This window comes from Paenibacillus sp. JT22N15 (assembly GCF_059383755.1).
The window spans coordinates 1-24,617 of record NZ_JBXENV010000027.1 but is presented as its reverse complement, the minus strand read 5'-3'; the positions used below and the strand labels follow the sequence as shown (position 1 = coordinate 24,617).

22 protein-coding genes are annotated in these 24,617 nt (G+C 51.2%); 18 read left to right on the top strand and 4 right to left on the bottom strand.

Features of this window, described 5'->3' with window-relative positions; all coding sequences use genetic code 11:
* Positions 1-13: 13 nt before the first annotated feature.
* Entirely contained in the window at positions 14-550 is a 537-nt protein-coding gene (locus AC50X8_RS31635; RefSeq protein WP_056038700.1) for a type 1 glutamine amidotransferase domain-containing protein, read from the bottom strand.
* Positions 551-602: 52 nt separating this feature from the next.
* Between AC50X8_RS31635 and AC50X8_RS31630 the strand changes: the two genes are divergently transcribed.
* The 15 genes from AC50X8_RS31630 (at position 603) to AC50X8_RS31560 (ending at position 14,758) form a co-directional block, all read left to right on the top strand.
* Positions 603-1,028 (top strand): VanZ family protein, encoded by a 426-nt coding sequence (locus AC50X8_RS31630; protein WP_056038697.1) that lies wholly within the window; start codon positions 603-605, stop codon positions 1,026-1,028.
* Positions 1,029-1,223: 195 nt separating this feature from the next.
* Complete coding sequence (locus tag AC50X8_RS31625; RefSeq protein ID WP_494883578.1) at positions 1,224-1,679, top strand: hypothetical protein; 456 nt, start codon at positions 1,224-1,226, stop codon at positions 1,677-1,679.
* 150 nt (positions 1,680-1,829) lie between these two features.
* The gene (ccpA, locus tag AC50X8_RS31620; RefSeq protein ID WP_056038693.1) at positions 1,830-2,834 is read left to right on the top strand and encodes a catabolite control protein A; all 1,005 of its coding nucleotides are present in this window, start codon (positions 1,830-1,832) and stop codon (positions 2,832-2,834) included.
* A 5-nt stretch (positions 2,835-2,839) separates the two neighbouring features.
* A complete protein-coding gene (locus AC50X8_RS31615) occupies positions 2,840-3,538 on the top strand; it encodes a 5'-methylthioadenosine/adenosylhomocysteine nucleosidase (protein ID WP_056038691.1) in 699 nt (232 codons plus the stop codon).
* A gap of 311 nt (positions 3,539-3,849) precedes the next feature.
* Complete coding sequence (locus tag AC50X8_RS31610; RefSeq protein WP_046230559.1) at positions 3,850-4,023, top strand: lysine biosynthesis protein LysW; 174 nt, start codon at positions 3,850-3,852, stop codon at positions 4,021-4,023.
* Positions 4,024-4,035: 12 nt separating this feature from the next.
* On the top strand, positions 4,036-4,926 hold the full coding sequence (locus AC50X8_RS31605) for a RimK family alpha-L-glutamate ligase (RefSeq protein WP_494883576.1): 891 nt from the start codon (positions 4,036-4,038) through the stop codon (positions 4,924-4,926).
* 109 nt (positions 4,927-5,035) lie between these two features.
* A complete protein-coding gene (locus AC50X8_RS31600) occupies positions 5,036-5,719 on the top strand; it encodes a hypothetical protein (RefSeq protein ID WP_056038685.1) in 684 nt (227 codons plus the stop codon).
* On the top strand, positions 5,709-7,031 hold the full coding sequence (locus AC50X8_RS31595) for a DegT/DnrJ/EryC1/StrS aminotransferase family protein (RefSeq protein WP_494883574.1): 1,323 nt from the start codon (positions 5,709-5,711) through the stop codon (positions 7,029-7,031). Before AC50X8_RS31600 ends, AC50X8_RS31595 begins: the two co-directional genes overlap by 11 nt.
* Positions 7,028-8,089 carry an N-acetyl-gamma-glutamyl-phosphate reductase gene (gene argC / locus AC50X8_RS31590; RefSeq protein ID WP_494883572.1) on the top strand — a complete coding sequence of 354 codons (1,062 nt, stop codon included), beginning with the start codon at positions 7,028-7,030 and terminating at the stop codon, positions 8,087-8,089. Before AC50X8_RS31595 ends, argC begins: the two co-directional genes overlap by 4 nt.
* Positions 8,089-9,984 carry a M20/M25/M40 family metallo-hydrolase gene (locus tag AC50X8_RS31585; RefSeq protein WP_494883570.1) on the top strand — a complete coding sequence of 632 codons (1,896 nt, stop codon included), beginning with the start codon at positions 8,089-8,091 and terminating at the stop codon, positions 9,982-9,984. The genes argC and AC50X8_RS31585 overlap by 1 nt, the downstream gene beginning before the upstream one ends.
* On the top strand, positions 9,947-10,753 hold the full coding sequence (locus AC50X8_RS31580; RefSeq protein ID WP_494883568.1) for a thiamine pyrophosphate-binding protein: 807 nt from the start codon (positions 9,947-9,949) through the stop codon (positions 10,751-10,753). The genes AC50X8_RS31585 and AC50X8_RS31580 overlap by 38 nt, the downstream gene beginning before the upstream one ends.
* On the top strand, positions 10,750-11,685 hold the full coding sequence (locus AC50X8_RS31575) for a transketolase family protein (RefSeq protein ID WP_494865105.1): 936 nt from the start codon (positions 10,750-10,752) through the stop codon (positions 11,683-11,685). Before AC50X8_RS31580 ends, AC50X8_RS31575 begins: the two co-directional genes overlap by 4 nt.
* Positions 11,675-12,895 (top strand): MFS transporter, encoded by a 1,221-nt coding sequence (locus AC50X8_RS31570; RefSeq protein ID WP_494865103.1) that lies wholly within the window; start codon positions 11,675-11,677, stop codon positions 12,893-12,895. Before AC50X8_RS31575 ends, AC50X8_RS31570 begins: the two co-directional genes overlap by 11 nt.
* A gap of 27 nt (positions 12,896-12,922) precedes the next feature.
* The gene (locus tag AC50X8_RS31565; RefSeq protein WP_494883566.1) at positions 12,923-14,158 is read left to right on the top strand and encodes an ATP-grasp domain-containing protein; all 1,236 of its coding nucleotides are present in this window, start codon (positions 12,923-12,925) and stop codon (positions 14,156-14,158) included.
* Between the two features lie 48 nt (positions 14,159-14,206).
* Positions 14,207-14,758, top strand: a complete 552-nt coding sequence (locus AC50X8_RS31560; RefSeq protein WP_494883564.1) for an NAD(P)H-dependent oxidoreductase — start codon at positions 14,207-14,209, stop codon at positions 14,756-14,758.
* Between the two features lie 153 nt (positions 14,759-14,911).
* Here AC50X8_RS31560 and AC50X8_RS31555 read toward each other — a convergent pair whose 3' ends face one another.
* Positions 14,912-16,129, bottom strand: coding sequence for an acetoin utilization protein AcuC (locus AC50X8_RS31555; protein WP_056038660.1), 1,218 nt, complete (start codon positions 16,127-16,129; stop codon positions 14,912-14,914).
* 43 nt (positions 16,130-16,172) lie between these two features.
* A complete protein-coding gene (locus AC50X8_RS31550; RefSeq protein WP_494883562.1) occupies positions 16,173-16,808 on the bottom strand; it encodes a GNAT family N-acetyltransferase in 636 nt (211 codons plus the stop codon).
* A 178-nt stretch (positions 16,809-16,986) separates the two neighbouring features.
* Between AC50X8_RS31550 and acsA the strand changes: the two genes are divergently transcribed.
* On the top strand, positions 16,987-18,711 hold the full coding sequence (acsA, locus tag AC50X8_RS31545) for an acetate--CoA ligase (protein ID WP_494883560.1): 1,725 nt from the start codon (positions 16,987-16,989) through the stop codon (positions 18,709-18,711).
* Between the two features lie 95 nt (positions 18,712-18,806).
* On the opposite strand, the gene AC50X8_RS31540 is transcribed toward acsA, so the two are convergent.
* The gene (locus tag AC50X8_RS31540) at positions 18,807-21,932 is read right to left on the bottom strand and encodes a transglycosylase domain-containing protein (RefSeq protein WP_494883558.1); all 3,126 of its coding nucleotides are present in this window, start codon (positions 21,930-21,932) and stop codon (positions 18,807-18,809) included.
* Between the two features lie 282 nt (positions 21,933-22,214).
* Here AC50X8_RS31540 and AC50X8_RS31535 point away from each other — a divergent pair, with 282 nt between their 5' ends.
* Entirely contained in the window at positions 22,215-22,742 is a 528-nt protein-coding gene (locus tag AC50X8_RS31535) for an NfeD family membrane protein (RefSeq protein WP_056038647.1), read from the top strand.
* Between the two features lie 146 nt (positions 22,743-22,888).
* Entirely contained in the window at positions 22,889-24,457 is a 1,569-nt protein-coding gene (gene floT, locus AC50X8_RS31530) for a flotillin lipid rafts scaffold protein FloT (RefSeq protein WP_494883556.1), read from the top strand.
* Positions 24,458-24,617 lie beyond the last annotated feature (160 nt).

The window sequence follows — 24,617 nt, the reverse complement described above, 5'->3', positions numbered from 1 at the left end:
CGGCTTCAGCCGTTTACGCTTGGCCTTTGTATTGCTCTAAAGCGTCAACGAAAGCTTTGGCGTATGGCGGAAGATCGGGCGGACGTCTCGCAGAGATGAGGTTTCCGTCTACGACAACCGCCTCGTCAAACCATTCGGCACCAGCGTTTTCCATATCGTCGCGAATGCCTGGCGTAGAAGTGACTTTGCGTCCTTGCAATATTTTTGCAGAAATGAGCACCCAGCCAGCGTGGCAAATTTGGCCAATCGGCTTGCCAGCTGCATCAAGCTCCTGCACAAGCTCAAGCACTTTAGGGTAGCGGCGGAGCTTGTCCGGCGCCCAGCCTCCGGGAACGAGCAGGCCAATAATGTCGCTGCTGTTCACTTCATCAAAGCTGAGGTCGGCAACGGCGGGCACGCCATATTTTCCAATATGCTTCTTGCCCTTCTCAGGACCTGCATATAGTACGGTAGCTCCCGCTTCGCGGGCGCGATATACCGGATACCACAGCTCCAAATCTTCGAATTCATCATCAAGCAGGCAAATAACGGTTTTATTGTGTAATGACAAGGATTTCCCCTCCAATTCATATTGTCTTACCTATTGTATCGAAGGAGAACTTATGAAGCAAACAATAGCAAAGCGTTCGGTGCGGGTGCTTCGCTGTATTCCAGCCGTGCTAGTCATGACAGCGATTTTTGCTGCATCAGCGACGACGGGCGAAGAGATGAATACGCTGCTGCCGTTTTTTCAAAAGCTGTTCCCGCAAATGGCGAGCTTTGATTGGGGACATTTTGTCGCTTATTTTATGCTCGCCGCCACCATCGATTTCGCTATCGGTGCGAGAGCCGACCGTATCGTAATCAAAGTGTTGATTGTGCTGCTGTGCGGCCTGTATGGCATCACTGATGAATTTCATCAGTCCTTCGTAGGGGGCAGAATGCCGGATGCGGCCGATGTCCGCAATGACATGATTGGGGCTGCAGTGTGGGCTGTTCTGGTGGCGCTGCCGCCAGTACGCCGATTATGGCGGCGTATCGCCCGGTAGTCCAGTTTATTCAAAGGACATCAATCAGAAAACAGCGGCTGTCAGTATTCCAGGCTTTCACCAATGGCGGACAACGCTCGGAGCCTGCATTTATCGTTCATTTTTAATAGTAAAAATTACATAAGTCTGCAAGCAGGAGTTTTTGCGAAAAAGGTCGAATATTTTACGCATCTCAAATTATGAGCATAAACGGAGATGAAGGGCGGTACAGCCGTCCGCGTGAAGGAGTGGACCAACTTGGAAAAGCGGTGTCATTGTGGTGACATCATGAAGATGAAGCTGCGTACCGTCATTTATTCTGGGAAAGTGGAAATAGACAATGTGCCTATTTATTCCTGCGTGGCCTGCAGTCGAAGCGAAGTGTTTCCGGAAGTGAAGCCCGATTTGACTGGTCTGATTGCTCAGCTTGGTGCAGAGCCATCGAAGCAGACCTTTTTTTTCGATGAGTGCAATGAATGGGCGAGTCTGCTCGTCATTGCTAGAAACACGAAGAAGCAATCCGATCCTGCTGCGGTGGAACGGCTTATTCAGGAGCGCATCGATGCGCTGCTGGACCTGCTGCTGCTTGCTCAAGCGCTTGAGGACCAAGTATGGATAGCGGATATTACGAAGCGGCTGGGCCAAATCAGCCGGCCGACAAGGCATACATAACGCAATAAAACGATGAGAATGCAAGCAGTTGCTTGAGCGGAAATGAAAGCGCCCCGGCGCTGACATTGCGAAAAGTAATATTTTGTCGTATGATTATTCTATTGTGCAGTGGGCGAAAGTGAAAAATCTGAGATAATGGAGAGAAGGACCTTGACGGTAACCATTTATGATGTAGCAAGAGAAGCAGGAGTATCTATGGCTACGGTTTCCCGGGTTGTCAATAACAATCCGAATGTGAAACCCGCAACCCGCAAGAAGGTTTACGAGGCCATTGAGCGTCTGGGATACCGTCCTAATGCGGTAGCTAGGGGCCTTGCCAGCAAGAAAACAACGACTGTTGGTGTCGTAATTCCCGATATTTCCAACGCTATTTTTGCGGAAGTGGCACGGGGCATTGAAGACATTGCGAATATGTACCACTATAATATTATTTTGTGTAATGCGGATAAGAAGAAGGATAAAGAAATTCGCGTTATTAACACGCTGCTGGAGAAGCAGGTTGACGGATTGCTCTTTATGGGCGGAGCAGTAACGGAAGAGCATATGCAGGCGTTCAAAACAACGAATGTCCCGATCGTATTATGCGCAACGACTGATGAGAACGGCGAAATTCCTTCCGTTGATATTAATCATGAGGAAGCGGCTTTTGATGCGGTCAACAAATTGCTGGAGCAGGGCCACCGCCGCATTGCGATGATCAGTGGCACGTTGCAGGACCCTGCGAATGGCTATGCCCGTTTCCAAGGGTATAAGCGCGCGCTGGAGACAGCTGGCATTGCTTATGATGACACGCTTGTCCGTATCGGCAACTACCGTTATGAATCTGGTATCGATGCCATGAAATATTTTATTGAGCTGGACGAGCGTCCAACTGCGGTATTCTCAGCGACAGATGAGATGGCGATTGGTGCCATTCATATGATTCAAGACTCTGGTCTGAGCGTGCCAGGCGATATTTCAGTTATTAGCGTAGATAACAGCCGCATGGCTTCGATGGTTCGTCCGCAATTGACAGCCGTTGCCCAGCCTATGTATGATATCGGAGCTGTATCGATGCGTCTGCTCACAAAGCTGATGAATAAAGAAAATGTGGATCACTCCAAAGTCATTTTGCCGCATGAGATGATTGTGCGCCAGTCTGTTGGAGGGGTATAGGAAGCATGACTTTTAACAAAATCGGCATCATTGGGGCGATGGTGGAAGAGATAGAACTTCTCGGCCAGCACGTCCAAGTAACGAAAGAAACCGTTAAGGCTGGCATCACTTATTACGAAGGCCAGTTTCATGGCAAGACCGTTATTTATTGCAAATCCGGTGTTGGCAAAGTGAACGCTGCTGTATGTACACAAATTTTAATCGATTTGGGTGCGGACTGCGTGCTGTTTACTGGCGTAGCCGGAGCCGTTGATCCAAGCCTGAATATTGGTGATATTGTCGTATCTACGAGCTGTGTTCAGCATGATATGGATTGCACGCCGCTAGGCTTCGCCCGCGGTGAAATTCCATTCCATGCGCGTTCGGAGTTTGTGGCGGATGAGCGGCTAGTCCAGCTGGCCGTTGATTCTAGCAATCGCTTGTTCGAAGGGCGCAGCTTGAAAGGCATCGTGTTATCCGGTGACCAATTTATTGCGAGCCGCGAGACGGTTGGGCTGTTGCGTGAGACGATGAATGGCGCTTGCGCCGAAATGGAAGGCGCTTCAGTAGCCCATGTATGCGACATGAATGAGGTGCCATTCGTGGTCATCCGCTCCATGTCGGACAAGGCTGACGGATCTGCGCATGTCAATTTCCCAGAGTTCACGGTGAAAGCAGCTAACAATTCCTACGCCATTATTGACGACATGCTTCGACATATTTAGTTCATAAGAAGGTATCAAACCGCCATCCGGGCACACGGGATGGCGGTTTTTGTCGTTGGAAATCAGTATTCAAAATAGGAAATAGATAGAAATAATTATATTCCGATAGGAATTATCTATTTTAATTGACAGCGATAGGAAAACCATTGTACGATTCATCTTGCCACCAGCATTTTACTATTTTTGGTTAAATGAGGAGGAGAGAAGAAAAAAGAGAGCGTAGAGCAGCGCGGAAACGATTTAAAAGACCGAATATTCTGAAAATAAGGCTGTTGGCGCAAATTAAACTTTAGGATAGGTGGAGATAGGTAATGGCAGACGTTAGCTGTGTCGTATGCAAATCGGAAATTAGTGTTGAGTCTGATGCAATAAGCGGAGAAATCGTAGAGTGCTCGTCATGCGGACAAGAGCATGAGGTGCATGCCGTAAATAATAGCATTTCAGTTGCATTAGCTCCCGAGATTGAAGAAACTTGGGGCGAGTAAAGGAGCCAGGGGATGAAGCAGACAAACACGGATATTTTGCTATGTGTGACGAAGCTGCGTGAGGAAGAGAAGCGAATCTATGAGCTGCTCCAGCAGGCTGGACATCACGTCCAAGTAAATCTGGATTCGATGGAGCTGCCGCTTGAGCAGGGCTGGGCGGATCAGTATGGCATCGCACTCATTCGCTGCCTCTCCCAGAAAAAAGCGTTAAGCCGCTCAACGATGCTGGAGTTATCCGGCATTGAAACGATTAATTCCGTTAAAGCGATTAACATTTGCACAAATAAAATTCATCAAGCAATCGTGTTCCAAAAGCATAACATTCCACAGCCCCGCTTCAAGGTCGCTTTTACAGCAGACAAAATCCTCGAATCGTTCGAGGATTTTGGCAACATATTTGTAATCAAGCCACCCAGCTCCTCCTGGGGAAGGGGCATTGCCCGCATTGTCGGCAAGGAATGCCTAGATGGCTGGATTGCAGCACGGGAATCGCTTGATCCGACCCAGCAGTCCTTTCCAGTACTCGTACAGGAATACGTGGATAAGGGGGATTATGATATTCGCGTTGTCATTGTCGGCCGCAAGCCAATCGTAGCGTTTCGCCGGGTGTCGGTCGACAACTGGAAGACGAATACGCATTTGGGGGCTGAGGTTGAACCTATTGCTGTCAATAAGGAAATAGAATCGATTTGCAGCAAGCTGACCGAGGTGCTCGGTGAAGGCATCTACGGTCTGGATTTATTTTATGACTATCAAAATAAACGATATCTCGTATGCGAGGTTAATCAAAACCCGGAGTTTTCGAAGTCCTGGAAAATTCATGGCGTCGATGTAGCCGCTCATATCGCGCTTTATTTGCAGGGGAAATTGGCCTCCAGAACGAGGCAGGAGGTTAACGCCTAACGCAATTTAGATGATCGAGCTCCAGTTTAAACGACGAATCATTAAACAGTAACCATGAACCATGAACCATGAACCACGAAAGCAAGCTACGGATAAAGGAGAATCGGCGATGGCCCATACGACAATTATTACAGCTCCAGAGAAGGTGACACCAGTAATCAAAAAGGAGCAATATTTTTCTCTTTCCTTTGTTTTATCCCGTGTGCTGAATTCGGGCGTCATCATGAGTATTGAAAAAAATGAGAGTGAGCTCAAGGGGCTAGAAAAAAGCATCGGCAAGCTGACACAAAGCAAATATGTTTCCTTGTTCAACAGCTATACGGGCGCGGTGCATGCCGCGCTTTGGGGACAGGATATCGTCCATGGCTCGCTGACGCGCCTGGAGGAAGCAAGCGAGCAGGATCAGCGTTTTGCAAGCTGGCTCGGAGTAGGGCTGGTCACGGACTCTGATGTGCAGCAAGGCTTCGAGAAGGTAACGGTGACGTGGGATAACTTGCCCCGCATTGAGCAAGAGCTACAGCCTAAGCTGCACAAAGCACCCGTGCTGGTGCTGGATTTCACGGAGCTTGGCTTCGGCCCCTGCGCCTCAATCTCGGTAAATGACGAGAGCGTATGGACCAAGGCGGAGCGTCTAAAAATATTCGGCGCCTTCGATTTGAAGACGATGTGGACGCAGGAGGAGGCGGAGCCGGACATTCAGCCAGGCGCACAGTTTAACTACAGGCTCAGCCCGCTTGTGGCGGCATGCGTCAAATTATCGCTTCTAAGGAGGAATAGCGGCTATGAAAACTGATTTTATCCGCAAGCCGCTGAGCTTGCCATCGGAAGCCTGGATTAACGAGCAGCTTGCTTATTATGGAGGCCCAGCCGTCATTCCCGAGGATAGCCGGAAGACGACCTTTCCTTCCATTACGAAAGAAGATATCGTTCAAATGCTAGTGTCCATTCAGCAAAGCCCGGAAGAAGTGATTCATGAGTTTACGGAAAAATACCGCAGCTACGTTGGGGCGAATTATGCGATCGCTACGGCAAGCGGGACGTCAAGCCTGCATCTGGCGCTCGTTGGTGTTGGCGTACAGCCCGGGGATGAGGTCATCGTTCCGGCGTTTACGTTTATTGCGACCGCACAGGCCGTTGTGGCGGCAAAAGCGATCCCTGTATTTGTGGATATTGATCCACTGACCTATAACTTGAATCCTGCGCTGGTGGAACAGGCGATCACGGCGAGGACGAAGGTTATTATGCCTGTCCATGTCCATGGATTGCCAGCTGATTTGGCGCAGCTCAGGGCACTCGCTGACAAGCATGAGCTGCGGCTGGTGGAGGATGCCTCCCATGCGCATTCGGCCTCCATTGGCGGCCAGCTGTGCGGATCTATCGGCGATGGAGCGGGGCAGAGTCTAATGGCGGACAAAAACTTTCCTGTAGGCGGAGAGGGGGGCATCGCCTTCTTCAAGGAGCGGGAGGATTATGAGCGGGCTTTGAGTTTTTTGCAGGAGACAGGCATTGATTACCGCATGTCTTGGATCGCTGCGGCATTTGGCATTAGCCAACTGGATCGTTTGCCGTATTACGATGCGATCCGGGCGAGAAATGCGAGCTATTTAACGAATATTTTAACGCAAACGAAGCTGTTTAAAGGTCCGCATGTGCCTGAGGGACATAAGCATAGCTACAATATGTACCGAATAAAGCTGGACCCGGAAGCGGCGGGACTGGGAGATTTGCCGGATTATCAGGTGAAAGAGGCCATTCAAGAGCTGGCATCGAGCGAAGGCGTCTTTGCACGGGAATGGCAAAACGTGCCGATACCGGGCCATCTGCCGTTTCAAAATCGCAAAGGGTTCGGCAGAGGGTATCCCTTTACGCTGTCCGAGCGCAAAGACTTTGGTTATCATATCGACCGCTTCCCCGAGACGCTGGGCATGCTGCGCTCAACGCTGACTATTTGCCGAGAGCTTCGCTCACCCATTGAATATGAGCGCATAGCCGCCTATGCGCTGGCGTTTCAGAAAATTGATGCGAACCCGGCGATTATTCGTGAACTCGTGCTTCAGAACACGGCGGCCAAAAAATCATATGAGAGGGATGCGAGGCTCGGATGAGTGTAATTGAGAGCAGCGTGAAGCGCGTCGCCATTTTGGGCGGCAATGGCTTTACAGGCGGGGAGCTTTATCGCCTGTTGAAACGCCATCCTTATTTCAAAGTTGATTTTGTATCTTCGGAATCGAAGGCGGGGCTGCCGCTGGATAAATTTTTTGTTTCGTCGGCGCGCCAGAAACGGGCGGATGGCGGAAAGTTTCAAAAGCTGGCTTCGCTTTCTGGACATTATGATTTCATCTTTTCCTGTCTGCCGACCGGGGTATTGCCCCGACATATCGACCATATTGCCGAGCATGCCGAATATGTGATTAATGTCAGCGGCGATTATCGCCTGAACGATCAGGAGCTGCTGCGGCAGTATTATCCAGAGAGCCTCAGCCATCCGGCGCAAGGGGGCAGCCATTATTTTATTCCAGAGTTCAGCGATATTAATTTGGAGGCGAAGGTCGTCAATTTGCCTGGCTGCATGGCGGTCGCAACGATTTATACGCTGTTTCCGCTGCTGGCAGCTAATCTGATTGAGCCGCGCGTCATCTCGGACGCCAAGACGGGCTCCAGCGGCGGCGGCAAGGCGAGCACGGAGCATCACGCGGAGCGCGCCCATAACTTCCGTCCTTATAAAGTGCATGGGCATCGCCACAGGCCGGAAATCGAATTTGCGCTCGAGGAGCATCTGGAACGTTCCGTGGAGCTGCAATTTTCCGTACACAGCCTGGATTTGCCGCGAGGCATTCTCGTTACCTCCTACTCCTTGCTGAAAGAGCATGCGAGCGAAATCGATGTGAAAAAAGCATTTTATGGCGCTTATGCGGCAAAGCCGTTTGTCCATTATTTCAATTCCAAAAACGGCTCCTATTCGTATCCGATGATCAAAACGACAGCCGGGACGAATTACGCTGAAGTTGGCGCTTATGTAGAGGGGCGCAATTGCGTCTCGATTGCCTCGATCGACAACTTGATTAAAGGAGCGGCGGGACAGGCGATTCAGGCGGCGAACCTGTACAGCGGCATTGCGGAGGAGGCAGGCTTACAATTTGAGCTAGAGGGGGCGTGGCCTTAATGTCAAGCCAGAGCTTGTACGTCATTAAGCTCGGGAGCAGCACCATTATGCACCATCCCGAAGTGTTTGCCGAGCTCAATGATCTGGTGCAAAAAGGGAAAAAGGTGCTGCTCGTTGCCGGTGGTGCAGAAGGCATCCGGCAAAAATACGAGCAGCTGAACCGGAGCATTCCGGTTCTCGCTTTAGCGAATGGAGACGAGGCGCGGTACTGCTCTCCATCAGAGATGCCGCTCATTCGGGAGGCGTATCAGGAGTTTATTTTAGCGAAGATCCATGAGCAATTAAAAAGCTACGAGCTCAAAGTATTCGCCCAAATTGGCGGTGACAACGAGGTTGTATTTGGACAAAAATCGAAGCCGGTTAAAGCCGTCAAGGATGGCAAAACGGTTATCGTTCGCGATTCCCTGTTCGGCTCTTTTACAGGCTGCAACGTCGATTTTCTACAGGGCGCCCTGCAGGTATTTGATGTCGTATGCTTGACACCGCCTATTTATGACCGTGAGCTAAGCGAATATATTAACATCGATGCGGACATGCTGGCCGCTCATCTTGCAACCGAGCTTGCAGCCGAGCATTTGCGATTTGTGACAAGCACGGCAGGGCTTTTGGAAAATGTGTATGAACCAGCTTCTACGATATCCGACGTCTACTTGGGCGATGAAATTCATTCCATCAAAGGACGGATGAAGCAAAAGGTACGGGCGGCGAATCATGCCATCAGCAAAGGCATTTGCGACGTAAGCATAACGGGCCCCCATTCGCTGAATCGGCCGGGCACAGGCAAAACATGGTTTTGGAATATGCAGCGGGATGCTAACGGGACGGATTTGCTTAGAAAAGCGATTCGAATTCCGTCGGTATCCGGCGACGAGTCTGAGCTTGCGAACTATTTGCTGAATGCCGTGCAATTGCCAGAGGTAAACGGCTTTGTCGATGAGGCGGGCAATGTGGTGTTCCGCAAAGGCAACGGGCCTAATCAGCTGCTGCTGCTCGGCCATCTGGATACCGTGCCCTATAATTGGCCTGTTACATGCGATGAGGAGCGAATTGCTGGCCGGGGAACGGTCGATGCCAAGGGCAGCCTGCTCAGCTTCATTCAAATGCTTTATGACGCCAAGGTGCCAGAGGATGGCTCGCTGCTCGTCATTGGAGCGGTGGAGGAGGAAGTATCTTCGTCCAAGGGGGCCTTCTATGTCAGGGATCATTACCGGGCGGATGCGGTCATTATCGGCGAGCCGAGCGGGGAGGACAGCTTGACCTTAGGCTACTACGGACTATATAAGCTAAGTATCGCCATAAGCAAGCCGCAGGAGCATTCCGCCGGCAAGGACAGCATTAGCGTGCTGGATCAGCTTTATACGATTGTGGCGGATATCCGGCAGCAGGTAGGGGGTGTTGACCCGAACCATCTGTCATCTCTTATTGATATAAAACATAGTAATCATAATGGAATACTTAGTGCTGTGGGCATTTTAAATTTTCGGATTTCCCCGGATGCGGGCAAGGAGTATGCGAAGCAGATCCAGCTTGATTATGGCGATGGGGTTTCTGTAACGGTGCTGCGGGCTACGCCGGGCTTCGCAAATCCGCGAAACAGCCCATTAGTGAAAGCCTTTGTACGCAGCTTTGCGAGTAAGGGGAAAGCGATTCATTATATTAAAAAGCGTGGAACAAGCGATATGAATACGCTGGCTACGACTTGGGAGGGCGTACCAATGGTCGCTTACGGCCCAGGTGATGCGAGCCTCGACCATACGAATGAGGAGTATTTGCAGCTCAGCGAGGTGCATGGCGCGCGAGCGATTTTGCGGGGAGCAATTGAGGAATGGTATCGCCTGCGATCGGAGGAGGGTTCCTATGGGTACGTTGGTACAGTCGGCAAGTCATTCAGCTGAGTTTGAACAATTGCTAGCAAAGGCGCAGGTTGCGCGCAGCTCTATTATCGATATGGCGGCTCGTGAGACAGGCTGCCATATCGGCGGCAGCTTGTCGGTCATCGATTTGCTCATTGGCGCCTATGCAAAATATCATCAGGACGAGAATACGGCCATCGTGCTGAGCAAAGGTCATTCCGCAGCGGCATTATATGCAGCGCTGTACCAGTACGGAATTTTATCGGATGATCCAGCGGCCTCCTACGGCGGGGCAGATTCGCTATTCACCGGGCATCCCAACCCGAAGCTGCCTGGCATCCCATTTGCGACGGGCAGTCTCGGTCACGGGGTAGCCTATGCAGCTGGCTGGGCGCTCGGACAAAAGCTGCGGCGTACGAGTGGGCTCGGCATTGCCATTGGCGGCGATGGCGAGCTTCAGGAAGGGCTGTGCTGGGAAACGGCACAGCTCGTGCAGGCGAAGGGCATTACGAATTTTATTTATGTCGTCGATTGCAACGGAGGTCAGAACGACGGCTTGCTAGCCGACATATCGCCGCTGCCGAATTTGCGGGAGCGCTTTGAAGCGTTTGGCTTTCAGGTGAAGGAGATCGACGGCCATGATCTGGGGCAAATTATTGCAGCGCTGGAGCCGGACGGGGAGAAGCCGCTGGCGATTTTGGCCCACACGGTGAAGGGCAAGGGCGTCGCTGCCATTGAAGGCAATCCGCATGCCCATTATGCCAAAATTTCCGAGAAAATAGCGCTGAAATGGAAGAGGGGCTTGCAATGAGCAGCTTGGCAGCAAGAGAGGCCTACAAAGATGAATTAACGAAGCTGGCAGCGGATAATGGGAACATTATTTGCTTGGAGGCGGACTTGGGTGGTAAAGAGCATCCTTTTCAGCAAAGCTTTCCGGATCGTTTCTTCAATCTAGGCATAGCAGAGCTCGCCAGCGTAGATATTGCTGCGGGGCTGTCGAAGGCAGGCTTCGTGCCGTTTTTCTCGACCTTTGCGTCATTTGCTGCTCTGCGGGCAGCAGAGGGCGTGAAGCTGGCGCTAGGGTATATGGGTGAAAATATTAAAATCGTCGCCGCTTACGGCGGTGTATCGGGCGGCTGGTTCGGGACAACGCATCATTGTCTGGAGGACATTGCAGTTATCCAGACGTTCCAGAACATCCGTATCGCCTGTCCTCATGGGGAAGCGGAGACGCGGCGGGTCGTACAGGAGGCCGCAGCGGCGAAGGAGCCCTATTACATCCGCCTGTCGCGCAATGACAAGTTCGACAGCCTCGCCCGTGATGAGTCAAGCAGCTGCCGCGAGCTGCTGTTCGAAGGCGCTGTCCGCAGCGATGCGCCGCTGTGCCTGGTGTCGATTGGCGAGCAGGCTACTGAAATATGCAGCCGGATTTATCAGGAAAATGAGCGGGTCAATCATGCGCATCTTTGCTATGTCGACCGCGACAGCTTGAAGCGCTACAAAGCGGAGCTGCAAGCGGCAGCGGGAACGTTCCTCGTTGTAGAGGAGCACCGGGCTGCTGGCGGTACAGCGTCAAGTCTCGCCCTGCTGCTGCCGGAGAGTCAGGTCTACTCGCATGATTGCGGCGAGGAATGGCCGATGTATGGCGGCAGCCATGCTGATGTGCTGCATTATTTAGGCTTTGGCTATGAAGCGCTGACAAGGCAGATCGCAGAGCTCGGAGGAGATGCCGATGATTTTTAGTGTGCTGCGGCCAGCGAAATTCCGTTATTTTTTTCTCTCGGACATTATATCCGGCTTTGGAGTAGGAATGAGCACCATTGGCGCCAACTGGTTTCTAATGGACGAGACGGGCTCCATCAGCGCAATCGGGTTTATGCTGTCTCTGAATGTGATCGCCGGCTTTCTGATTTCGCCTTTTGTGGGCAGCTTGACTGACAAGTTTAATCGCAAAGCGATTATTCAGTGGACGTATTTTATCCGGGCGGCAGCTGTGCTGGCTATTATGGGCTTGTTTTTATGGACTGGATTTCGCATTGAATATTTGTATTTATTTACGATCGTAAATGGGATGGGCTGGACCATCTATATGTCGGCTTCCCGCAGCCTGGTGCAGGAGCTGCTGCCTGAGAAGGACTTGATTAAGGGCAATTCCTTAATCGAAATCAGCCTGCAGGTCGGCATGTTTATGGCTGGCGCAGCATCGGGCGTGCTGTATAAATATTCGGGCTTCGAAGTGATTCTGCTTATTAATGCCCTTGTGTTTATCGTCAGCAGCCTGCTGCTGTTCCGGGTCAGCTATGAAGCGATTGCGGTTGAAAATAAAGAAGAATCGTTTGTTTCCAGCTTTAAAAATGGACTCAGCTATTTGGCTGAGCGCCCGTTTATTTTTTTCCTCGGCGTCATCGCTATTATTCCGTTAGTATCCACGATGATTTATAATGTCGTGCTGCCGGGTTATGTGAGCGATGCCGTAAAGGGCGACTCGGTCGTGTTTGGCCTGTCGGATATGTTTTATGGCATTGGCGGGCTGCTATCGGGCTTCATTGCCGCTCCGCTGGCCGCGAAATTATCGAAAAATACGACGATTGCTTTATTTTTCGCTCTAGCGTTCGGTGTATTAATCGCCGTCGCATTCAACACATTTGCGTTTGTCCTTTACTTGGGCAGCGTGCTCATCGGCCTCAGCAATTCTTCGCTGCGAATCGTCATGACGACGACGCTGATGGAGACGGTGTCGAAGTCGTACATGGGCCGGGCGATGTCGGTGTGGATGGCCATTTCGCTGCTGCTGCAGACGGTATCCGCTTCGGCGCTGGGCTTGCTCATCGATCGTTATTCCGCAGCTGTCGGCTTTCTCTGCATGGGCGTGCTGATGCTCGTCGGGCTGATTTTGCACCGGATGCTAGTAGCAAGCAGCGGCGTGAAGGCGAAAAAAACGCTGGAAGTATAAATTCATGAACTAAAGGAGAATGGTTATATGACCGAAACTAAAATCGTCGCTTTTGTTGAGCCGAGCTTCTACGGGGTGAGCTTCGCAAGAGCTGCCTTTCAGCAGGGCTGCACCGTGATTTCGATAGTATCCTCTGTGGATAACCCGCGTACGTATGGCTATGAGGGCATTTACCATGATTTAATTGTCGCGGATATTCGAGATGAAGAGTCTGTTTACGAGGCGATCCGCAGCTCAGCGTATTTCGGGAAACTGGATGCTTTAATTCCGGCAACAGATTATGCCTCGCATTTGACGGCAAAGGTGGCAGAGCGGCTGGGGCTTAGAAGCGTGCCATATGAAGCGGCGTTAAAATCAAGAAATAAAGATTTGGCCCGTGAAGCCTATGAGGCGTTTGGGGTGCCCAGCGCAAAATACAGGAAGGTGAGAACCTATGAGGAAGCGGAGGCTGCGGCTCGTGAAATTGGCTATCCCATTGTACTTAAGCCGACCAATTGCGCAAGCAGCCAAAACGTTTATTTTATTTCCGGGCAGGATGAGCTGAAGGAAGCGATGGCGATCATCTCGGATTTTAAAGTAACGTATATGGATTTCAAAGTGAGAGAGGAATATTTGGTTGAAGAATATTTGGATGGCCAGGAGTTCAGCGTGGAAATTTTCCTGGAAAATAGCGAGCCGGCGTTTGCGGTCGTTACCGAAAAAATAACGTCGCCGCTGCCTTATTTCGTCGAGGTGGCGCATACGCTGCCTACCTCCGTGCATACGGATAAGCAAGCGGAAATTATCGAAACGGCGGTAAGCGCGCTGCGGGCAATAGGCATTACGGATGGCCCTAGCCATGTCGAGGTGAAGCTTTCGGAGCAAGGTCCGCGAATCATCGAAGTGAACGGCAGGCCGGGAGGCGACAATATTTCCTCGGATTTGCTCGTTCAAGCGCTCGGCGTTGATTTTTTTGAAGCAACCGTTCATTATTATTTAGCAGAACCTGTAAATGTTCATGCCAGCCGCAGCCGGGCAGCGGCGATCGCTTATTTGCTGGCTGAGAAGGATGGCACCGTTGCCTCCGTAGAAGGGCTTGAGCATTTGCAGCCGGGAGACGCTATCGTTCGTTCGCATATTTCGGTGCAGCAAGGGGACCAGATTTCCGTAGCCAAAAGCTCGGATGACAGGCTCGGCTATGTCATTACCGTCGCCGATACACCGCAGGAGGCGAAGCAGGCCGCGCTTGCGTTGATAAGCAAGGTGGAGCTGGTCTATCAGTAGCCTAAGCAGGCTTGCCATTTTAAACAGAAACAGGGGGACTACAAGCAGATGACGAACATTCTGATTGTTAACGGACATGATTATTATGACAGAGCGCAAGGGAAGCTGACCCAGACGCTTGTATCAGCGGCGGTCTCACAGCTCTCGGAGCAGCATGACATTCAGACAACGACGGTTGCAGAGGGCTATGAGGTGGAGCAGGAGATTCAAAAATTCCAATGGGCCGACGTCATTATTTTTCAGACGCCTATTTATTGGTTCAGCATTACGGGCCTGCTTAAAAAATATATCGACGACATTTATCTGCCGAATATCTTTTTCGGCAAAGCGACGAAGTTTGGCCGGGGCGGGCTGCTCACCGATAAAAAATATATGCTGTCGCTCACCTGGGGATCGTCCGCTGCCGCTTTCTCCGATCCAGCGGGCTTCCTGGAAGGAAAAAGCGAGGACGAGGTGCTGTTCAGCGTACATAAAACCCAAGAGTATTGCGGGCTGAAGCCGCTGCCTACATTCTCGCTTTATTCTTCGATGCGCGAGCCTGATGTGGATGATGGCTTAGCGAAGCTTGAGGCTCATTTGAAAAAGACATTCGAGCTTTGAGGCAGAGCGAGCGGGGGAAGCTTGGAGGTTTTTTTTGAAGGCTTCCTTGAAAGCCTCTTAAACGTTTCTCGGAAAGCTTCCCTTAAGTTTTCCCTCAAAGCTTCTCACCCCGCAGTTTTTCATAGATAGCCCGCTCTGTTCGGCCACGCCAGCTTATAAATCCTGTATTGCGATTTCACAAATAGCACGATTTTTGGCTTCAATTTCACTACGGCGGGGAATAGGCGGAATCTGTGCCAAATCATCCAGCCACCATTCGGGCAGCCCGCTAGGGCTGCTTTCTTGCCATTTATCGAGCCACTGCTGCGGCAGTCGCAGATTGCTCTCAGGGGTGAACCCGGCTTCCTTGAGCCCCGCACCCGTTTTGCCGGCAAGCGCCAAGGCGATTGGGTGATCGGTCATCGTCAGCCATACGAGTGCCCAAGCACGCGGAACGACGCGCCACAGGTCATAGCCGCCACCGCCTAGCGCGACCCATTTGCCTCCCGCAAACGTATGGGCCAGCTCATGGATAATGGCAGGCATTTCGCTATAAATGCGCATGCTGCAATGAATATGCGACAGCGGATCATAGGCGTGGGCATCGCAGCCATGCTGGCTAATAATAATGTCGGGCTTAAAAGCGGCCGCGACCTTCGTAATGGAGGAGCGGAAGCATTCCAGCCACGAATCGTCCTCCGTATAAGGCTCCATTGGCAGATTAAAGCACGTGCCAATGCCCGCATCGGTTCCTTTTTCATACACATAGCCGGTACCGGGAAAAAGAAACTTGCCCGTCTCATGGATAGAGTAGGTGCACACATCGGGATCATTGTAAAAAATCCACTGCACCCCGTCGCCATGATGGACATCGGTATCGATATAAAGCACCCTCGCATTATACGTTTCCCGCAAATGCTTAATCGCTACGGCCGCGTCATTGTAGACGCAGAAGCCGGAACCGCGCTCTGGAAAAGCGTGATGCAGCCCGCCTGCCATATGATAAGCATGCAGCGTCTTGCCGCTCATCACCTGCTCCGCCGCTTCTACGGAACCAGCGACGATAGCCGCCGCTGCGTCATGCATGCCCGGGAAAAAAGGCGTATCCTCCGTATTAAGCCCAAATTGCCCGGAGCTGTCTTGTTCTTCCGCTGCTGGCGTCTGCGTACTGAGCTGTTTAACCGCTTCTATGTAGTCCTGGCGATGCGCCAGCGCGAGCATTTGGCTGCTTGCTTGGCGGTCCGTCTCATGCCAATGCTTCTGGGGGAGCGCACCCAGTGCTTGAAGCAGGTCAACCGTAAGCGTCAGCCTGATCGGATTAAAAGGATGCTCCTCGCCAAATTTATAAAGCGAGCAGCCTGGCTGATGCACAAAAATAGCATTTGACGGCATAAACGAATCACGTCCTCCTCCGGCCTATAACGCCGATCTATCCTTAATACATAAACCGCTGCCGAAACCGAACGCGGTCAAACTGTTCGATCGATGCCAGCGGCACCTCGCTGCCTATCCGCACCATCAGGCAGTTGGCGGGATGAGAGCATATTTCCGGATCATCCGTTGCGTACCAAATCATATCGACAGACTTCATGAGCTTTTCCATCATCGTGCGATAGTCCCAGACGCTTAATCCCGTGCTTTTCAAATCCCAGTGCCAATAATATTCCGTTGTGAAAACAATCAGGTTTTCCATCTGCTGCTCCGCGAAGGCGAGCTGGATCATTTTTTTGCCGAGCCCATAGGAGCGGTAGTCATTGGCTACTTCGACAGCGCCAAGCTCGACCAAATCGATCATATTTCCTTCGGACCACCGCTCCAGCTCATCGGGGTAATGGAAGGTGACATAACCGACGATGCAATCAGCTTCCCGTGCCAAAATAATGCGGCCTTCTTCCAAGGCGGCGATTTCCACAAGCGCCTCATGCTGCTCGGCGGGCCTGCGAAACGCATCAAGGTCTGGATGCATGATAAGCTGTGATAGCTGCTCAGCGGGAACAGGCCCTTCCAGCACAAGCTCCCGGCCGTCTGCGAGTATGATTTTGTCTTGCTGATAATGTTTGCGATGCTGCAAGGCATACTCCCCTCTCTGTGGTGCTGCCTAAATGGTAAAGCTTGTTCTACTAATGGTTATAGCAAACATTCAGCCAAATGAAAAGCATGGTCGAAAATAAAGCAGATATGTTATAATCGTCCATGTAAGCGTATTCCACTCGGTAAAGGTGTAATAGATTTGATGGGAGAGTGATAGAATGTCTGATCTACATCAAGAGCGAATTTCAGCAATAGCCAATAATTCTAACCTGGTTGATTATGATGAAGCTGTAAAAACCTTCCGATGGGAAACGATCGAGCAGCAGTTCAGCTGGCACCAGACCGGAAAGGTGAATATGGCTTATGAAGCGATAGATCGCCATGTATCTGTTGGCAAAGGAGATAAGGTTGCGCTGTATTACAGCGACAGCTCGCGCGACGAGGCTTATACGTTTGGACAGCTGCAAGCGCAATCGAATCAATTTGCGAATGTGCTGCGGGGGCTCGGCATAACGAAGGGCGAGCGTGTATTCGTGTTTATGCCGCGAACGCCTGAGCTGTATATCAGCGTGCTCGGAGCGCTCAAGCTCGGCGCCGTCATCGGCCCGTTATTTGAAGCGTTCATGGAAACAGCAGTCAAGGACCGCCTGCAAGACAGTGAAGCGTCTGCGATTATCACAACGCCAGCGCTGCTTAGCCGGATTAAGCGCGATGAAATTCCATCGCTGCGGCATATTATCGTTTACGGCGATGAGGTGCAGACGGATGACGTAATCGTCGATTATGCCGCCGAGATGCAGCAGGCATCGACCGATAGCGAGATCGAATGGCTCGGACGCGAGGATGGCCTTATTTTGCATTATACGTCCGGTTCGACCGGCAAGCCTAAGGGCGTCTATCATGTACAAAATGCAATGATTCAGCATAAATATACAGGCCAGATTGTCCTCGATCTGAAAGAGGATGATATTTACTGGTGCACCGCCGACCCGGGCTGGGTAACGGGAACGTCCTATGGCATTTTTGCCCCATGGCTGAATGCGGCTACGATTGTTGTAAGAGGAGGCAGGTTCAGCCCGGCGGATTGGTATGGCACCATTCAAAAATACGGCGTCACCGTCTGGTACAGTGCGCCAACAGCGTTCCGCATGCTGATGGGAGCAGGCGATGACGTCGTATTGAACTACGATTTGTCGAGCTTGCGTCATGTGCTCAGCGTGGGCGAACCACTCAATCCAGAAGTCGTTCGCTGGGGGATGAAGGTTTATCAGCAGCGCATTCACGATACGTGGTGGATGACGGAAACGGGTGGACAGCTGATCTGCAATTACCCGTCGATGACGATTAAGCCAGGCTCAATGGGCAAGCCGCTGCCGGGGGTGGAAGCGGCGATTATTGATAATCAAGGCAATGTGCTGCCGCCATTCCGAATGGGCAATTTGGCGATTCGCACGCCATGGCCTTCGATGATGCGCAAAATTTATAATAACCCAGCCAAATACGCAGAATATTTTCATCTGGAGGGCTGGTATGTATCGGGCGACTCCGCCTATATCGATGAGGATGGCTACTTCTGGTTCCAGGGCCGCATTGATGATGTAATTAATACAGCGGGCGAGCGAGTAGGGCCGTTTGAGGTGGAGAGCAAGCTTGTTGAGCATCCAGCGGTTGCCGAAGCAGGCGTCATTGGCAAGCCTGATCCGATGCGCGGCGAGATCATTAAAGCTTTTATCGCCCTGCGTGAAGGCTACACAGCATCCGATGAGCTGAAGGCGGAAATTTCCCAGTTTGTGAAAGTGGGCCTGTCTGCACATGCGGCTCCCCGGGAAATTGAATTCAAGGATAAGCTGCCGAAGACGCGCAGCGGCAAAATTATGCGTCGTGTGCTGAAGGCATGGGAGCTGAATTTGCCAACAGGCGATTTATCTACGATTGAGGATTAGGCTGTGTGTTAAGTTAAAAAAGCTCTGGTTCCTGCAACGTTAGTTGCGGAACCGGAGCTTTTGCTTTAGAACGATTTATCTTTGAAAAATAACGTTTAACCGCCAATGCTTGCTTTCGAGGAAGGAGCCGACTGCCCGACCGCGTTCTCCGCTGTCACGTAGAACGTTCCTGACGAAAGCGGCGAGGCGTAGACGAAGCTCGTCTCTGCGGTGGAGCCTACTTCCACATATTTGCCATCGTTGCCTGCGGCGAAATATACATGATACACCGTGACCTGCTCGCCAGCTGCGCTTGCCTGCCAAGACAAGGTAATCCCTGTTTCATTGCCCTGCGCGGAAAGGCCAGCAGGAGCTGCTGGAGCAGCCAAGCCGATTTCCGGCGTTGGCCGAACATCAGGTCCTTGACCTTGACCTTGTCCTGGATCGCCGCTTTCCTCAGGAGGCTGTCCCGGATTAAGCGGATCAGGGATAACAGGTGCGACAGGCGCTTTGCCGAAGCGGACAATTTGGCTTGGTGCCGATTCCTTGCCGGCAACATCCACGGCTGTTACATAGAAGCTGTAGCCATTGCTGGCACTGACGGTAAAGCTCGCGCTGTAAGTATCTCCCAGCAGGATGGAATTTCCTACTTTGTTAAAGGAGCCTTCGTTAACAGCCTGATATAACCGGAAGCCAACGACATCATTCTGACCCGGAGCGGAGAAGGAAAGGCTGACTACGCCCTGGCCAATCGATGTGAGTGACACATTGCCCGGTGCACTTGGCGCACTTCCGTCATCCTTGCGTGGATCGACCTTGGAAGGCGCGTTTTTGCCTGCATCCGTAGGCAAGTAATAGCTGAGCGCTCTGCGGCTGCTTGCCGGAACGCGGGAAAGCACTTTGCTGATTTCATCCATAAGCTCATCAAGCGGCTTCTTGCGCTTAATAACCGTCTGCTGCGAAATGAAATCAGATGGTGTTGCATCTTGAGCGACATAATTGACGCCGTTATAGCGTATGAATGACATATTCACAAGGGCATCATCCGCTTGCTTAGGAATATATTTTTTGTTGAACCAGTCGGTTACCAGCATGCCTGCTGATCTAGTTAATGAAGTCGGCAGCTTGCCGCTGGCACTGGATACAGTTGCTTTAACAACGCCATCCGGCTGATTGAACGCTTTGGTTGCAAACATCTCCGGCTTCTGATCGGCCAGCTGATTCATCATCTTCGCCCAAATTTCGCGGGCGCGCTTGCGGCTGTCGCCTTCGAGCGTGTAGATCGGCTTCTCATAGCCGGCCCATACGCCAAGCGTGACATCTGGGGTGAAGCCCATAAACCAGACGTCGCCGTAGTTTTGCGTGGAGCCCGTTTTGCCCGCGTACGGAATTTTACCGTAATTTTTAAGCCGCGAAGTCAAGGAATTCGCTGTGCCGCTTGGGCTGGAAATAACGGTGCGAAGCATATCCGTCATCAGGAAAGCGGTCTGCTCGGAAAAGACGCGAGTTGGCTCGTGCTGATGCTCATAGACGATTTTTCCATTAGCATCCGTAATTTTGGCGATCATGTAAGAATCATTGTACAGACCTTGATTCGGAATCGAGCCATAGGCGCTGGTCAATTCTTCAACAGACACCCCGATGCTGAGTCCGCCAAGAACGCCGGTCTGTGCGGCATCATCTTCTGGCTGCAGCGTTGTAATGCCGAGCTTTCTAGTAAACTTCCAGGCTTCCTTAATCGTAACCTCATCGAGGAAAATTTTCAGCGCTGGCAAGTTAAGCGAGCGGTTGAGCGCTTCGCGAGCGGTAACAAGGCCGCTGTAACGGTTATTTGCATTTTTTGGAATATGATAGCTGGAACCACTGTTTTTCAAAATAATCGGTGCATCATCCAAAATGCTTGCTGGTTGGATCAGCCCTTTATCAATGGCTGGCAAATAGGCGGCGATAGGTTTCATCGTTGAGCCCGGCTGCCGCGTCATCTGAGTGGCAAAGTTCATTTGCTCCTCGTAAAAATCACGGCCCTCCAGCATGCTAAGTATCGCTCCGGTTTTGTGATCGACGAGAACGGCAGCAATTTGCTCAATGCCTTTCTCCTTGCTGTCCGGAGTGAAGTTGCTCGGATCATTGCCGATATCACGCATCATTTTATAAATGTCTTTGTCAATCGTTGTATGCACCTGATAGCCGCCACGGAGCAAATGCTCGCGCGCTTCTTCTATGAGATCGGCGTTTTCCTTCTTGCGAAGATCGGCTACGGTTAGCGTCGGGTCCTGCTGCATGAGCATAACTTCCGCCGCTTGGCGCTCTGCCTCCAGCATGAGATAAGGATACGTCGTATAGGCTTTCGCTACTGGCTTTGCGAGCGATCCGCGAATATCGAATTTTTTCGCCTCATCATATTCCTGCTGGGTAATGCGTCCGGTTTGGAGCATCCGCATCAGCACGGTCGCCTGACGCTCAATGGCGAGGTCAAAGCCGCCTTCATTGAACTGGCCTTTGCCGTTAAACGCGGTATAAGCGGAAGGACGCTGCGGCAGTCCGGCCAAATAAGCCGATTGCGCAATGTTCAGCTTGCTCAAATCGGTAATGCCGAAAACACCTTTGGCGGCCGCCTTGATTCCATATAAATTGTAGCCGCTTGAGCCATTTCCGAATGGTACTTTATTCAAATATGCTGCAAGAATTTCTTCCTTCGTCAAGTAGCGCTCCATCCGCAGAGCGAGAAAAATTTCCTTCACTTTACGGCTGTCGGTTACGTCCAGACTTAAAAATACGCGTCGTGCCAATTGCTGGGTAAGCGTACTGCCGCCCGTCTGCGTATCTTCATTAAGCAGCTTTTGCTTGACTGCCCGTCCCAAACCGTTCAAATCGACGCCATAATGGGTTTCAAAATTATTGTCTTCAATCGCAAGCACGGCGTTAATGACTTGCGGGGGAAGCTCATCGTAATCCACTAGAATACGATCTTCTTCCGTACGAAGCTGTCCAATAAGGGTATCATCATTAAAGAAGACAAAGCCGGTAACTGAGTTTTCGTTTATTTTCTCTTCAATTAAGGTTCGCGGTCGTACTTCTTCTCCTTTAACCAAAGAGGCCACATAGCCCGTTACGGCTCCTCCCGTTAGCAAACCGACGAATATGACAAGGTAACAGAGCCACTTTACTGTTAGCCATGTAACGAGTCCAAATGTGCGCCAGCCGCTTCTGCGGGATGATGATGGTTGTTGATCTTCCTGCATATGAATTAACTCCTCCTCCAATACACCCAACTATTATAGCATAAAACACCATTTCGAAAAGAGGGAAGATGATTGACTTCACTCATTTGCTATGTTATGGATACGCGAAATATGTGATACCCATAAAACTAAGGAATAATTAGTATGAAAAAAAGAAATATAGCAAAGCATTTGGGACAAATTGTGTAGACTTATTTATTTTTTTGAAACAAATCCCAAGGAATTATCGTAATAAATAAAAACAGTTATAACAGCATTTGGTTGCAGAAAGGGGAGGACAAAGTGGAGGCGTTGTTCTGGGGCTGTCTGTTTGGCGGCGTGCTTTATGCAATTGTAAGCGTTATATTTGGCGATTTTCTAAGCTCTGCTTTTGACGGAGCGCTCGATTTCCTCGCCAGCGAGGGGTATGGCTGGCTTCAGCCAACCTCGCTCGTAGGCGGTATTACCGCCTTTGGCGGCGCAGGGCTGCTGCTGCAACAATATTCACCGCTGACAGCTGGAATAGTCCTTGTCATTGCTGGATTAGTCGCGATCGTCGCAGGCGGAGGCGTATATTTCCTATATGTGAAGCCGATGAGCGAAAGCGAAAATTCAACAGCCGTCTCCATTCATGATTTCACGGGGCGGCTTGGAGAAGTATTGGTACCGATTCCGGCGATTGGATGCGGCGAGGTGCTGATGCCGGCAGGAGCGGGATTTTCCAATCAAATTGCCGCAAGCTTTGACGGCGAACCGATTCCAAGCGGCGTCCGCGTTGTCGTAATTGAAGTGAAGGAGCATACGCTGTATGTGTCTCAGCTTGAAATATAGGAAAGGATATGATTTTGCCATCCTTTCTCTATATTTCTCGGAATGAAACGCGCCGCGCCGCCAAAGGACGGCTTTCGGCCGTTTCACCTTCACCTTGATCCACTGTTATAACTGGCTATTTGACAAATAGAGAGGAGCTTGATACTATGCCTGAATTTTTGCTTATTCCCATTATTGTTGTTGCTGTATTCGTTGTACTAGGACTCGCGTTCTGGGCTCGCTACAAAACCGTTAGCCCAGATGAGGCGATGATTGTAACCGGCTCATTTCTTGGAACCCGCAATGTTATGACAGATGACAGCGGCCGCCGCATTAAAATCGTCAGAGGAGGAGGCGCTTTTATACTGCCAATCTTCCAGAAGGCTGAATTTCTTTCTTTGCTTTCCCATAAGCTTGATGTGTCTACTCCAGAGGTGTATACGGAGCAAGGTGTTCCGGTTATGGCCGATGGCGTCGCGATCATTAAAATCGGCGGTATCGTAGAGGATGTCGCAACAGCTGCCGAGCAGTTCATGGGCAAGCCGACAGAAGAGCTGAAGAGCGAGGCACAGGAAGTGCTGGAAGGGCATTTGCGGGCGATTCTAGGTTCCATGACGGTAGAGGAAGTATATCGCAACCGCGATCGGTTTGCCCAAGAGGTACAAAGCGTGGCGGCCAAAGATCTTAAAAAGATGGGGCTGCAAATTGTCTCCTTTACGATTAAAGATTTGCGCGACAAGCACGGTTATCTGGATGCGCTCGGCAAGCCTCGTATAGCGGCAGTGAAGCGGGATGCAGACATTGCACAAGCTGAGGCGGTGCGGGATGCAAGAATTAAGAAGGCGAGTGCCGAAGAGGAAGGACAGAAGGCCGAGCTGCTGCGGGATACGAATATCGCGGAGGCAGAGAAAATGAAAGAGCTCAAAGTCGCTTCCTTCAAAAAAGACCAGGATACCGCGAAAGCGGAAGCGGATCAGGCCTACGCCATTCAAGAAGCTCGGGCGAAGCAGAGCGTGGTCGAAGAGCAAATGAAAGTTGAGCTGGTGCGTAAAGAACGGGAGATTGACCTTGAAGCAAAAGAAATTTTGCGTAGAGAGAAGCAATACGACGCTGAGGTGAAGAAAAAAGCGGATGCCGATCGTTATGCAGTCGAGCAGGCGGCAGAAGGGGAGAAATCCAAACGGCTGCGTGAGGCGGATGCGCTGCAGTACAGCATCGAAGCGGAAGCGAAGGCGATGGCCGAGCAGAAGCGGCTGGATGGCTTGGCCGTAGCGGATGCTGAGCGGGCCAAAGGTACAGCGGAAGCCGAAGTGATCAGGCTGCGCGGTCTAGCGGAAGCCGAGGCAAAGGAAAAGCTGGCAGAGGCGTTCGAGAAGTTTGGAGAGGCAGCGATCCTCGACATTATTGTGAAAATGCTGCCTGAGCTGGCAGGCAAGGTCGCTGAGCCAATCAAAGGCATCGATAAGCTGACGGTTGTGGATACGGGCAATGGCGAAGGGGCGATGCGACTGAGCAACTACGTCACTTCCTTGATGGCAACAGCGCCAGAAATGCTGAAAAGTGTAGCGGGCATTGATGTGTTTGCTTTAATGAAGGGATTAACGACGAAAAATACATCAGCTCCTGCCCCAGTGCCCGCTGTCGCGGTTCCGGCGAAAGCTTCCTCAACGAGCGAGGCATTAATGCAATTGCTGTCCTCTAAGGAATCGGGCCAAGACGAGAACAACCCATCCTAAATAAACGAACAAAAAAATCCCCGGCCATCATAAGATGACCGGGGATTTCCAGATTGTCGAGAAACCCTACGTCTTGTTCCAAGACGCTTGGGTTTCTCTTTATTTTGGGGATCCAAACGAAGCTAAAGGAGGAGGATTCCCCTATTGCGTCCTCCTTTCA